Source organism: Actinokineospora sp. NPDC051303 (genome assembly GCF_055586285.1).
The window spans coordinates 131,759-144,215 of the sequence record NZ_JBVJIN010000004.1; the positions used below are offsets into that span (position 1 = coordinate 131,759).

Genomic DNA, 12,457 nt, shown 5'->3' on the forward strand with positions numbered 1-12,457 from the left:
CCGGCCTCCCATCTAACGTGATGGGGAAATCGCCGCTGACCTCAGTACCGGGCAGCCGGGTCGGGCGGGCCGTCAGACCGCGCGGGTCTCCACGACCCAGGCGGCGATCTGGGCGCGGTTGGTGAAGCCGAGCTTGGTCAGGATGTGGTCGACGTGGCTCTCCGCGGTGCGCTGCGCGATGACGAGCTTGGCGGCGATCTCGCGGTTGGTCAGCCCCTTGGCGACCAGGCCCGCGATCTCGGCTTCCCGCTTGGTGAGCGGGTGTTCCACCGGCTGGGCCGCGCCCTCGGGGCGGGTCGCCTCGCCGAGCGCGTAGAGGGTGGCCTCCTCGGTGGACAGGTTGGTGCCCTCCAGGAACGCCTCCGCCGCCGCCTCCGGCCCCAGCTCCTTGGTCACCAGGCCGATGTCGCGCTGGATCGGCTCGACGAACGCGCCGTAGCTCATCGGGGACGCGCCGAGCCACTGCCAGACGGTGGTGGCCGCGCCGAGCAGGCGGGCCGCCTTGGGGTACTCGCCGCTGTGCGCGGCGCAGCCGGACAGCACCGTCAGGCAGAACGCCAGGATCACCTGGTCGCCCAGGCGGCGCTGTATCCGCAGCACCTCAAGGCACGCCGCGCGGGACTCGGCGATGTCGCCGTGCAGGTACTCCGCGGCTCCGCGCGACCACAGCGCCCACGCCCGCCAGAAGACCTCGCCCCGCTTGGTGTAGGTGTCGACGCACTCGATCAGCACCTGCCTGCCCGCGTCCAGGCTGTCGGCGAGGCTCAGCGCCAAGCCGTAGTTGAACCGCGACCACAGCTGCGCGCCCGGGTCCCGCTGCCGGGCGAACATCTCGCTCGCGGCGCCGAACAGCTCCACGGCCCGGGGCATGTCGTTGCCGATGAGCGCGGCGTAGGCGCGCACATGGTTGACGTAGGCGCGGGCTTTGTCGTCGTCGGTCTCCTCGGCGATGCGCGCGGCCTCGGCGACGGTGCGCTCGTAGGCGGGCAGGTCGCCCTGCACGAGTGCGAAGAACCCGTGAATCCACAGGGAGTGCGCCGCGTAGGGGGCGTTGTCGGGGGCGGCGCGCACGAGCTTGTCGGTGTGCATCCGGCCCTCGGTGTTGAACCCGCGGACGATCCAGTACTCCTTGATGGCGAACATCATCCGCAGGCCGACGACGGCCTCCTCGGCGTCGCCCGCGCAGAACTCCAGGGCCACCCGCAGGTTCGCGTGCTCGCGCTTGAGCCGCCCGATCCACTCGACCTGGCGCGGCCCGAACCAGTCCGCCTCGCACCGCTTGGCCAGCTCCAGGCACCAGTCGCGGTGGCGGCGGCGCAGCCGCACCAGCTCGCCCGCCGCGCGCAGGTGGTTCTCGCCGTACTGGCGGACCATCTCCAGCATCCGGTAGCGGGCGACGCCGCGGTGCTCGTCGCGCAGCAGGATCGACTTGTCCAGCAGCCCGTCGATGACGTCGAGCACCGCGTGCCGGTCGAGCCCGGCTCCGGAGCACACCTCCTCGGCCGCGTCGAGGTCGAAGCCGCCGCTGAACACCGACGCCCGCGCCCACAGCAGCCGCTCCGGCTCGGTGCACAGCTCGTGGCTCCAGTCGATCAGCGCGGTGAGCGTCTCGTGCCTGCTCGGCCCGCGCCGGTTGCCGCCGCTGAGCAGGTTGAGCCGGTGGTCGAGCCGGTCGACGAGCTGGCCGACCGAGAGCACCCGCAGCCGCACCGCGGCCAGCTCAAGGGCCAGCGGCAGCCCGTCGAGCGCCCGGGTCAGCCGGGCCACGTCCTGGACGTTGTCGTCGGTGATCTGGAACGAGGGCACCACCGCGGTGGCCCGGTCGCGCAGCAGCCGCACCGCGTCGTAGTTCATCAGCCGCGCGGGCGGCACGCCGGGCTCGGGCACCGCCAGCGGCCCCACCGGGACCACCCGCTCGCCGGGCACGCCCAGGGACTGGCGGCTGGTCGCCAGCACCACCACGTCGGGGCAGTTGGCCAGCACGGCGGCGGCGAACCGGGCGCACGCGTCGACCATGTGCTCGCAGTTGTCCAGGACCAGCAGCAGCTTGCGCGGGCGCAGCGCGTCGATGAGCAGGTCGAGGCCGGGGCGCGCGGAGCGGTCGCCGAGACCGAGGCTGGTGGCGACCGTGCTGACCAGCAGGCTGGGGTCGCGCAGCTCGGCGAGCCCGACGAACACCGTGCCATCGAGGAAGTCGTCCTCGGCCTCGCTCGCCAGCCGGGTGGCCAGCCGGGTCTTGCCGACCCCGCCGGGCCCGGTGAGCGTCACCAGGCACGTGCTGGTCAGCAGCCGCCTGACCTCGGCCAGCTCGGCGCGGCGGCCCACGTAGGTGGTGACCTCCGCGGGCAGGGAGCCCGCGACCGCGCCTTCCCCGTTGACTGTGAACACCGTCGTCCCACTCACCCCGCTCGGGCCACCCGTTTCTGTGATGTGTCCCGCATCCTATGACGCCTGTGAGCGAACGCGCCCAGGTGCGGGCCGCTGGTACGAGACCGTGAGCCTTGCTCGTCGCCGAGCGACCGGACGCTCACTCTTCCGGTCGACCACGATCACGTTTCGTACGTGGGTGACAATAGCCTGCCCGAAACCAGTGATACTCCAACGAGTGAGTCCAGCGGCGGCGACGCCCGGGGAGTGCCCGTCCCGAGGCCGGATCGTGACCAGCGGCCACCAGCGCGAGAGCGAGCGATGAACCCGCTGGGTCACTCCCCGGTCGCCGACCAGCGTCGCGTGGCTGCCCGCCGCACCCAAGGGGACCGAGATGCGACCTAGCCACCGAAACCCCGTCAACCGGCCAATCCAAACCCAACGTGCCCACCAAGGTTAATTCCGGGGAGGCGGACTAGTGACCTGCGTCAACGACCGGGCGCCCGCGCCGCCGGGCGACCTGCGCATGGCCCGCGCGCTGTGGCCGGTGCTGGTGGCCTCGGCGGCCGGGCTGCTGCCGTACACGGTGTTCAGCACGTTCCTGGTGCCGATCGCCGACGCGGCTGGCGCCGGAATCGCCCAGACGGGGGGTCTGCGCGGGCTGGGCGGGCTGGCCTCGCTGGTCGTCGGAGCCGCCGCCGCGCCGCTGATCGACCGGTGGCCGCGGGAGCGCAGCGTCGCGGGGAGCCTGGGGCTGCTGGCGGTCGCCGCCGGGATCGGCGCGCTCGGCGAGTTCGCCGCGCTGGCGGTGTTCTGCTTCCTGGTCGGCGCGGCGATGGCCGTGCTGGCCCCGGCGCTGGGCGCGATCGCCGCCGACCGGTTCGACGGCCCCGCCGCGGGCCGGGCGGCGACGCTGGTGACCGCGACCCAGTCGCTGACCGCGATGCTCGCCGCCCCGGTGATCGCCCTGCCCGCCACCGTCTGGGGCTGGCGCGGAGACCTGATCGCGATCGCGGTGCTGGCCGCCGGACTCGCCGCCGTCTTCGTCCGCCGCGAGCCCGCCCGCCGTCCGGGCACCGGCGAACGGGTCGGCTACCGCGCGGCGCTGCGGGCGCTGGCCCGGGTGCCCGGCCTGGCGCCGCTGCTGGCCGTCGCGCTGCTGCGCACCGCGGCGTTCATGGGCTACCTGTCCTATCTGGCCGCGTTCTACGACACCCGCTTCCACCTCGCGCCGGGCCCGTTCGCTCTGGTGTGGACACTCAGCGGCGCGGCGTTCTTCCTCGGCAACCTCGCGGCCGGGCGAATCGCCAACGCCACCCGGCCGTGGCTGCCGCCCGAACGCCTGCTGCTCGTCGGCCTGCTGGTCGCGCTCGGCGCCGTGGTCGGAATCTTCTTCACCACCAAGCTGCCCGCCGCGCTGGCGCTGACCGCCCTGCTCGCCGCGAGCCACGCCACCGTCGCCGCCTGCGTGGTGACCCTGCTCGTGCGCCACGGCGGCGCGCTGCGCGGGTCGGCCCTCGCGGTCAACGGGGCGGCGATGAGCCTGGGCACCTTCACCGGCTCCGCGCTGGGCGCGCTCGGCCTGGGCCTGGCCGGATACCCCGGCGCCGCCGCGGTGTTCGGCGCGATCACCGCCGCGGGCGTGGCGGCCGCGCTGCTGGTGCCGCGCGCGCTCGGTCGTTCCCGAGTGACCTGAGTTCCCGGCGGTTGCGGGTTTCCCGCGATTTCCCATCCTTTCCCGTGTTTTTCCCACACTGCAAGATCGTGAGCCCGCGCTGGAACCACCGGCGGCGGCGGGGCGACTCCTTGGACGGACAGCCGAGCGGGCGAGGAGTGGCAGCCGTATGCAGTGGTTCGAGGACGACGACCTGTGGGTCGGCTTCGCTGGCGCGATGTTCCCCGCGCGCCGGGAGGCCGAGGCCGCCGACCTGATCGAGACTTCCCCGCTGCTCAAGGTCGCGGCCGGGGCACGGGTGCTGGACCTGGCCTGCGGGCCCGCGTTCCACGTCGCCCCGCTGGCCCGCCGGGGCGCCGAGGTGACCGGAGTGGATCTCAGCGCGGCGATGCTGGCCCGGGCACGCGAGACCTGCGCACGGGCAGGGGTGAGCGCGCGGTTCGTCCAGGCGGACATGCGCGAGCACGTCGAGCCGGACCGCTACGACCTGATCATCAACATGTACACCTCCTTTGGCTACTTCACCGACCCCGGCGACAACCTGACGGTGCTGCGCAACGCCTTCACCAGCCTGGCGCCCGGCGGCACGCTACTGATCGACGTGCTCGGCAAGGAGGTCCTGGCGAGCTGGGTGGGCCGCCCGCAGGCCGTGGACACCGAGGACGGCACGGTGTTCATGCGCGACACAATCCTCGACGACTGGACCCGCCTGCGCACCGACTGGACGCTGGTGCGCGGCGACACCGTGCGGCACGCGTCGATCCTGTCGTTCCTCTACAGCGCCGCCGAGTTGCGCGCGCTGTTCGAGTCGGTCGGGTTCACCGGCGTGGAGTGCTTCGGCGACTTCGACGGCTCTCCGTATGACAACAAGGCGCGTCGGCTGATCGTGCGCGGTGTCCGGGGGTCCGATGAGGACTGAGACATCGGTGACATCGGTGACCAGCCCAGACCTCAGACTGTTCGCCGAAGTCGAGGGCGCGGGCCGCCGCGCGGGCAGCCTGGTGCTGCCGCTGATCGGGCTCACCGTGGCGCTGGCGCTGTCGGTCGCGGCGGGCGTCGCGCTCGGGCCGACCGTGGTGCCGCTCGGCGACGTCCTGCGCTTCCTGGGCAAGGCGCTGACCGGCGGCGAGATCCGCGCCGACGAGGTCACCGGCTACTCGATCGTCTGGGAGGTCCGCACGCCCCGGGTGCTGCTGGCCGCCGTGGTGGGCGCCGGGCTCGCGGTGATCGGCGTCGCTGTGCAGGCGCTGGTCCGCAACGCCCTGGCCGACCCGTTCGTGCTGGGCATCTCCTCCGGCGCGTCCGTCGGGGCGGCGGCGGTGGTCGTGTTCGGCTTGTTCGCCGGGCTCGGCGTGCTCGCGCTGTCGGTCGCGGCGTTCCTCGGCGCGCTGGTGGCGACGGTGCTGGTCTATTTCGCCGCGCGCAGCGCGATGGGGCTGACCCCGCTGCGGCTCGTGCTCACCGGGGTCGCCCTCGCCTACGCCTTCCAGGCGCTGATGAGCGTGCTGGTCTTCCTCTCGCCCAACGGGCAGGCCGCGCAGACGGTGCTGTTCTGGCTGCTCGGCAGCCTCGGCGCGGCCACCTGGGCGTCGCTGCCGATGGCGCTGATCGGGGTGATCATCGCGGTGATCGTGCTGATGTACCTCGGGACCGCGATGGACGTGCTCTCCCTTGGCGACGAAACCGCGGCGAGCCTGGGCATTGACGCCGCGGGCCTGCGGCGGTGGCTGTTCGCGCTCACCGCCGTGGTGACCGGCCTGCTGGTCGCGGTCAGCGGCTCCATCGGCTTCGTCGGCTTGGTGCTGCCGCACGTGGTGCGGATGATGGTCGGCTCCGGGCACCGCCGGGTGCTGGCCGTGGCCCCGCTGGCCGGGGCGGTGTTCCTGGTCTGGGTGGACGTGCTGGCCCGCACCCTGGTCCCGCCGGAGGAACTGCCGCTCGGCGTGATCACCGCGCTGATCGGCGTGCCGGTGTTCCTCGTGGTGATGCGCCGCCGCGGCTACGCGTTCGGGGGCCGCTGATGTCCGCCCTTCCGGTGTCCCTGCGCGGGATCTCCGTCGAGGTCGCGGGCACGACGCTGATCCGCGAGCTGAGTCTGGACGTCGGCGGCGGGGAAGTCCTCGGCCTGCTCGGCCCCAACGGCAGCGGCAAGTCGACCGCGCTGCGCTGCGTCTACCGGGCCATGCGGCCCACCGCGGGGGCGGTGCTGCTCGACGGGGAAGCCCTGTCCGCGCAAAGCATCCGCGATACCGCCCGGCGCATCGCCGCGCTCACCCAGGACAGCCGCGCCGAACTGGACTTCACCGTCGAAGAAATCGTCGCGCTCGGCCGCTACCCGCACCAGAACGGCTCCGCGCGGCTCACCGGCCGCGAGCGCGAGCTGTGCCGGGAAGCGTTGCGCCGCATGGATATCACCCACCTGGCCACCCGCAGCGTGCTCACCCTCTCCGGCGGCGAGCGGCAGCGGGTGCTGATGGCCAGGGCGCTGGTGCAGGAGCCCGCGGTGCTGGTGCTCGACGAGCCGACCAACCACCTCGACGTGCGCCACCAGATCGAGCTGCTCGGGTTCCTGCGCCGCTGCGGGCTCACGGTGCTGGTCGCGCTGCACGACCTCAACCTGGCCGCGGCCACCTGCGACCGGATCGCGGTGCTGCGCTCGGGCGCGCTGGTCGCCTGCGGCCCGCCCGCCGAAGTGCTCACCACCGAGCTGGTGCGCTCGGTGTTCGGAGTCGACGCCACGGCCGTCACCCATCCGCGCACCGGTGTTCTTCAACTGCTCTACGACATGCCCGCCCACAGTCCTAATGGGACTGATCGGTCCACCGCCGACACCACCCCCGAGGGGATCGCACCATGATTTCGCCGACTCTGCCGCACAGAACACGGACCCGCGCCGCGCTGTTGGCGTCTACCGCGCTGCTGCTTGCCGCCTGCGGAGCCCAGGTCCAGCCCGCCGCCCCGGGCGCGAGCACTCCGGCCGAGGCGACGGTGACCAACTGCGGGGCGCAGGTCACCTACCCCGTCCCGCTGCGGCCGGTCGCCTACGACGTGTCCGGCGTGGAGAAGATGTTCTCCCTCGGCCTGGCTGGCCGGATGCGCGGCTACGTCATGAACTCCCTGGGCGACCCGTCCATCGCGGGCTCCCCGTGGAAGGACGACTACGCCAAGGTCGAGCGGCTGGGCACCAAGCGGGTCACCCGGGAGATCCTGGTCGACGCCAAGGCCGACTGGGTCATCGCGGGCTGGAACTCCGGGTTCAGCGAGGAGCGCGGCATCACCCCGACCCTGCTTGAGCAGGTCGGCATCCGCAGCTACCTGCACACCGAGACCTGCTGGGACTACCCCAAGTCGCAGGCCGACGTGACGCCGATGGAGGCGCTCTACACGGACCTGACGAACCTCGGGCAGATTTTCGGGGTGCAGAAGCGCGCCGAGGAACTGGTCGCCGAGCTGCGCGGCCGGATGGACACCGTGCGCGCTGGCGCGCCCAAAGACAAGCCGCCGGTGCGGGTGTTCGTCTACGACTCCGGCACCGACCAGGCGTTCACCGCGGGCCGCCACGCCGCGCCCAACGACGTCATCGCCGCGGCCGGGGGCGTCAACGTGTTCAACACCCTGGAGGACGGCTGGGGCGCGGTCGGCTGGGAGGCCGTGGTCAAGACCGAGCCCGAGGTGATCATCGTGGTCGACTACGCCGACCAGCCCGCCGCGGACAAGATCGCCTACCTGAAGGCGAATCCGGCCCTGGCGTCCAGCCCGGCGGTGCGGGACAACCGCTTCCACGTCATCTCCTACGGCGACATGGTCAGCGGGCCCCGCAACGTTCAAGGCGCGGAAAGCCTCGCCGCCTACCTGCGCTCCCTCGGCCGGTGAGCGCGGTGGCACCCGCGACCGGCGCGGTGGTGCACGCCCACATCACCGACGCCATCAAGGCGCCCAGCCTGATCCGCCTGTCGCACAACGTGGTTCTCGCGCGGTTCGAGACCCTCAAGGTCTACGCGACGCTCGGCGCGGTGCGCTCGCTGATCGCCAACGGAACCGTCCACACTGGACAGACTCTTGTGGACAGTTCCAGTGGCATCTACGCGCTGGCGCTCGCGATGGCCTGCCACCGCTACGGTTTACGCTGCCACATCGTCGCGTCGACCACAGTGGACGCCACAATGCGCGCGCAGCTGGAAATCCTCGGCGCCACCGTCGACCAGATGCCGCCCTCGGCCGACCTGCGCCTGGACCAGCGGCGCCGGGTCGAGCGGGTGCGCGAGCTGCTCGACCGCGACCCGACGATGCACTGGATGCGCCAGTACCACGACCCGGTGCACTACCTCGGCTACGCGGAACTGGCCGAGCTGGCCCGCGCCGCGCTCGGCGCGGGGCCGCTGACCGTGGTGGGCAGCGTCGGCACCGGGGCGTCCACCGGCGGCCTGGTCGAGGCGCTGCGGGCGGATGACCCGGACGTGCGGCTGGTCGGGGTGCAGCCCTTCGGCAGCGTCACCTTCGGCAGTGACCGGTTCACCGACCCGGACGCCATCATCGCGGGCATCGGCAGCGCCATCCCGTTCGACAACGTCCACCACGACCTCTACGACGACGTGCACTGGCTCGACTTCCGGCACGCCATGGCGGGCACGGTCGGCCTGCTGCGCGAGCACGCCGTCTTCGCCGGGCTGTCCACCGGGGCCGCCCACTTGGTCGCGGCGTGGGAGGCCCGCCGCCGCCCGGAGCGCACCCACCTGGTGATCGGCGCGGACACCGGCCACCGCTACACTGAGCGCGTCTTCGCCCGCCACCGCGAAGCGCTCGACCCGGCCCGGCTGGCCCCGGTCGAGATCGACTCGCTGGACGAGCTGGCGCCGCCCTGGTCGGCGATGCACTGGGCGCGCCGCGACTACGGCGGCCCGGTCCTCATCCCCACCCAGCACCACCGGGAAGCCCAGCGGGAAGGATGGGCGTCGTGACCGTCGCACTGCTGGAAGCCCTCACCTTCGGCCTGGGCAGGCTGGCCGACGCCGCCGAGGACGCCGGGCACCGCCTGTGCCTGCTGACCGGCGACCGGTCGATCTACGCCCACGAACTGGCCGCCCTGCCCCCGGACCGGATCGACGTGATCGACATCGACACCACCGACATCGCCGCCTGCGAGGCGGCGCTGCGCGCGGTGGCGGACCTGGCGGGCGTGATCAGCTCCACCGACACCTGGGCGCTGCCCGGCGCGGAGATCACCGCCCGCCTGGGCCTGCCCGGCCCGGACGTCGCCGCGGTGCGCGGGCTGCGGGACAAGGGCGTGGTGCGCGCGGCCCTGCACGCGGACGGCCTCAGCCGCGCCCCGGCCATGGCCGTGTCGGCGGACGGAATCGGCGCCGCGGCCGACACGGTCGGATTCCCGTTCATCGTCAAGGACTCCGCGGGCACGTCGTCCCGCGCGGTCTGGCTAGTCCGCGACCCCGACGAGCTCGACCGCGTCCGGCGGGAGGCCGCCCGCACCCCGCTCAAGGGCCACCTCATCGCCGAGCCGTTCTTCGCGGGCCCGCTCTACAGCGCCGAAACCGTGACCTGGCAGGGCCGCACCCGCCTGCTGGGCGTGCTCAGCCGCCAACTCTCCCCGGAACCAACCCGCCGCGAAGAAGCCGCCGCGTTCCCCGTGGCCTTCCCCACCGCTGACACCGCGGACCTGGAAAAGTGGATCACCCGGGTGCTCGCCGCGGCCGGACACGCGCAGGGTTTCGCACACACCGAGTTCGTACTCACGGCCGACGGCCCCGAGGTAGTCGAAATCAACGCGCGAATCGGCGGCGCGCTGGTCGGCGAGGCGCTGTGCCGGTCACTGGACACCAACGTCTACACCGCGATGGTGTCGATGGCACTCGGAGAGCCGCCCGCGCTGCTCGACGCCCCCCTCGGCACCGGCCCGGCCGTCGCGTTCGTCTTGGTCTACCCGAACCAGCCGGGAACCCTGACCGGGTGGACCGGCCTCGACCGGCTGCCCACCTTCCCTGGGACCCCCGAGTGGTACCCCACCGCGGAAGTGGGCGCGCAGATCCAGCACCTGGGTGACCAGCGGGGCTGCACCGGCATTCTCCTGACGGAGGGGCGGACCGCTGAGCTGGCCCTACACCGCGCGCTGGCCGCCGCGGGCGGCATCACCCCGACGATCACCCCCGCGATCACGTCCGACGCTCCTCCTGCCGACGCGCTAGTGACCGGGGCCACAGTGCCAGGGTGAGGCCCCCTTTCCGGTGCGGAGCCGTCTCGTACACTTCCCCGACCTTGCTTCGCGCTTGTGGGGGATGACCAATAGTGGAGATGGCTACGCAAGTCCGGGCACAGTCGCCGCCGGATGCCACCTCCCGCACCCCGAACGGGTTCCGACCCGACATCCAGGCGCTGCGCGCGGTCGCGGTTCTCGCGGTCGTGGTGAACCACCTGTGGCCAACCGGGCTCACCGGCGGCTACGTGGGCGTGGACGTCTTCTTCGTCATCTCCGGGTTCCTCATCAGCTCCCACCTTGACCGGGAGATCCTGCGCACCGGCCGGGTCCGCCTCGGCCGGTTCTACGCCCGCCGGGTTCGGCGGCTGCTGCCCGCGGCGTTCCTGGTGCTGCTCGCGAGCCTGGCCGCGGCGTATTTCCTGCTCCCGTACCCGCAGTGGCAGGCCAACGCCCATGAGGCGCTGGCCGCCGCGCTGTACTGCGAGAACTGGCTGCTCGCGGTCAACTCGGTCGACTACTCGGCGCTGACGGCCGCCGCGAGCCTCGCCCAGCACTACTGGTCGCTGTCGGTCGAAGAGCAGTTCTACCTGCTCTGGCCGCTGCTGTTGCTGCTGTTGTTCAAGATCCGCGGCAGGCGGGCGCAGATGGTGGGCATCCTCGCCGTGGGTGCGGCCTCACTCGCCTTCTGCGTGTACTTCACCGAGGTCTCCAAGAGCCAGGCGTACTTCGTCACCCCGGGCCGGGTGTGGGAGTTCGCCATCGGCGCCCTGATCGCGCTGGCCGGGGCGCGGCTCGCGCTGCCCAGGGTCGCCGCCGGGGTCGCGGCCGCAGCGGGCTTGGCGCTGATCGTCGGCTCGGCTGTGCTGTTCGACCACCACACCGCCTTCCCGGGCCTGCTCGCGCTCGTGCCCACCGTCGGCACGGGCCTGGTGATCGTCGCGGGCGCCACCGGCGAACGGCAGTGGCACACCGCGGTGACCTCGTCCGCGCCGGTGCAGTTCCTCGGGAACATCAGCTACTCGCTCTACCTATGGCACTGGCCGCTGATCGTGCTCGCCCCGTACGCCCTTGCCGACCTCTTGGACGACGGCACGCTGACCTTCGCGCACCGGGTCGGGGTGCTGGTGGCCGCGGTGGCGCTGGCCTGGCTGTCCAAGCGGCTGGTCGAGGACCGCGGCATGACCTGGGCGCCGCTGGCGAACAGCACCCCGGCCACGTTCGCGGCCATGGTCGCCGGGATGGCCGCGATCGCCCTGGTCGCGGGCGGGCTCACCTGGACCTACGACCGACATGTCGCCCAAGCCGCCCGGGAGGCGCGCGCCACGGCCGCCGACCCGTGCCACGGGGCAGCCGCGCTGGCTCCCGGCAGCGGCTGCGCCGACCCGTTCGGCCCGGCGAAGGTCGTGCACATGGGACCGGCCAATGAGTACTTCGTGCCGCCGCCGGAGTGCGGCGAGGATCTGGACATCTACCTCGCCGGGGACCGCAAGACCACGAAGGTGTGCGACTACAGCGGCGGCGCGCCATCACCCGCCGTCGTCTGGCTCGTCGGCGACTCGCATGCCCAGCAGTGGCAGGGGCCGCTGCTCGACCTGGCCCGGGAAAACCGGTGGGTGCTCAAGCTCAGCTACCTCGGCGGCTGCCCGTTCGCCAAGATCCCCTTCGTCGGGTTCAACGGGTCGGCGTCGCCCGCGGACGCGAAGCGGTGCACCGACTGGACCGCCATGATGGCCGAGGAGATCGCCAAGGACCGGCCCGACCGGGTGTTCACCTCGTTCTACGCGCGCAAGCAGCCCGCCCGCGACAAGACCGCCCGCACCCAGGAGCAGCACTACCGCGACGGCCTTGAGCCGTACTGGCGGCGCTGGACCGACGCGGGGGCCCAGGTCCACGTGCTCGGCGACCCGCCGCTCAACGGCGAGGTCCGGGCGGCGGACTGCGTCGCCCTCAACCCCGAGGACCCGGTGGCCTGCGCGGTCGACCGGGCCGTCGCGCAGCCGCCGGACCCGCTGGGCGCCGCCGCCGAGGCGACCGACAACCCGGGCGTGACCTACATCGACCTCACGGACTACTTCTGCGACCAGCGCCAGTGCTACGGGGTCGTCGGCGATGTCGTCGTCTACTACGACGCGAACCACCTCAACCTGGAGTTCAGTCGCAGCCTGCGCCCGATGATCGCCGCCGCGATCGGCCTTCCGACCCGATGA

General features: G+C 72.6%; 9 protein-coding genes. 8 read left to right on the top strand and 1 reads right to left on the bottom strand.

Going from position 1 to position 12,457, the window contains the following annotated elements; translation table 11 throughout:
• Positions 1–72: 72 nt before the first annotated feature.
• Entirely contained in the window at positions 73–2,388 is a 2,316-nt protein-coding gene (locus tag ACZ6SD_RS04985; protein WP_465315593.1) for an ATP-binding protein, read from the bottom strand.
• A gap of 457 nt (positions 2,389–2,845) precedes the next feature.
• On the opposite strand from ACZ6SD_RS04985, the gene ACZ6SD_RS04990 reads away from it, so the two are divergent.
• The 8 genes from ACZ6SD_RS04990 (at position 2,846) to ACZ6SD_RS05025 (ending at position 12,457) form a co-directional block, all read left to right on the top strand.
• The gene (locus tag ACZ6SD_RS04990; RefSeq protein ID WP_465315594.1) at positions 2,846–4,063 is read left to right on the top strand and encodes an MFS transporter; all 1,218 of its coding nucleotides are present in this window, start codon (positions 2,846–2,848) and stop codon (positions 4,061–4,063) included.
• A 148-nt stretch (positions 4,064–4,211) separates the two neighbouring features.
• Positions 4,212–4,961, top strand: a complete 750-nt coding sequence (locus ACZ6SD_RS04995) for a class I SAM-dependent methyltransferase (protein ID WP_465315595.1) — start codon at positions 4,212–4,214, stop codon at positions 4,959–4,961.
• Positions 4,951–6,063, top strand: coding sequence for a FecCD family ABC transporter permease (locus ACZ6SD_RS05000; RefSeq protein ID WP_465315596.1), 1,113 nt, complete (start codon positions 4,951–4,953; stop codon positions 6,061–6,063). Before ACZ6SD_RS04995 ends, ACZ6SD_RS05000 begins: the two co-directional genes overlap by 11 nt.
• Positions 6,063–6,899, top strand: coding sequence for an ABC transporter ATP-binding protein (locus ACZ6SD_RS05005; RefSeq protein WP_465315597.1), 837 nt, complete (start codon positions 6,063–6,065; stop codon positions 6,897–6,899). Before ACZ6SD_RS05000 ends, ACZ6SD_RS05005 begins: the two co-directional genes overlap by 1 nt.
• The gene (locus tag ACZ6SD_RS05010) at positions 6,896–7,915 is read left to right on the top strand and encodes an ABC transporter substrate-binding protein (RefSeq protein WP_465315598.1); all 1,020 of its coding nucleotides are present in this window, start codon (positions 6,896–6,898) and stop codon (positions 7,913–7,915) included. The genes ACZ6SD_RS05005 and ACZ6SD_RS05010 overlap by 4 nt, the downstream gene beginning before the upstream one ends.
• The gene (locus ACZ6SD_RS05015; RefSeq protein WP_465315599.1) at positions 7,912–9,000 is read left to right on the top strand and encodes a pyridoxal-phosphate dependent enzyme; all 1,089 of its coding nucleotides are present in this window, start codon (positions 7,912–7,914) and stop codon (positions 8,998–9,000) included. The genes ACZ6SD_RS05010 and ACZ6SD_RS05015 overlap by 4 nt, the downstream gene beginning before the upstream one ends.
• On the top strand, positions 8,988–10,265 hold the full coding sequence (locus ACZ6SD_RS05020; protein ID WP_465315600.1) for an ATP-grasp domain-containing protein: 1,278 nt from the start codon (positions 8,988–8,990) through the stop codon (positions 10,263–10,265). The genes ACZ6SD_RS05015 and ACZ6SD_RS05020 overlap by 13 nt, the downstream gene beginning before the upstream one ends.
• A gap of 80 nt (positions 10,266–10,345) precedes the next feature.
• Entirely contained in the window at positions 10,346–12,457 is a 2,112-nt protein-coding gene (locus ACZ6SD_RS05025; protein WP_465315601.1) for an acyltransferase family protein, read from the top strand.

Coding starts and splice junctions, on each gene's coding strand:
- ACZ6SD_RS04995 (WP_465315595.1), top strand. CDS start 4,212: ATGCAGTGGTTCGAGGACGACGACCTGTGGGTCGGCTTCGCTGGCGCG.
- ACZ6SD_RS05005 (WP_465315597.1), top strand. CDS start 6,063: ATGTCCGCCCTTCCGGTGTCCCTGCGCGGGATCTCCGTCGAGGTCGCG.
- ACZ6SD_RS05000 (WP_465315596.1), top strand. CDS start 4,951: ATGAGGACTGAGACATCGGTGACATCGGTGACCAGCCCAGACCTCAGA.
- ACZ6SD_RS05025 (WP_465315601.1), top strand. CDS start 10,346: ATGGCTACGCAAGTCCGGGCACAGTCGCCGCCGGATGCCACCTCCCGC.
- ACZ6SD_RS05010 (WP_465315598.1), top strand. CDS start 6,896: ATGATTTCGCCGACTCTGCCGCACAGAACACGGACCCGCGCCGCGCTG.
- ACZ6SD_RS05020 (WP_465315600.1), top strand. CDS start 8,988: ATGGGCGTCGTGACCGTCGCACTGCTGGAAGCCCTCACCTTCGGCCTG.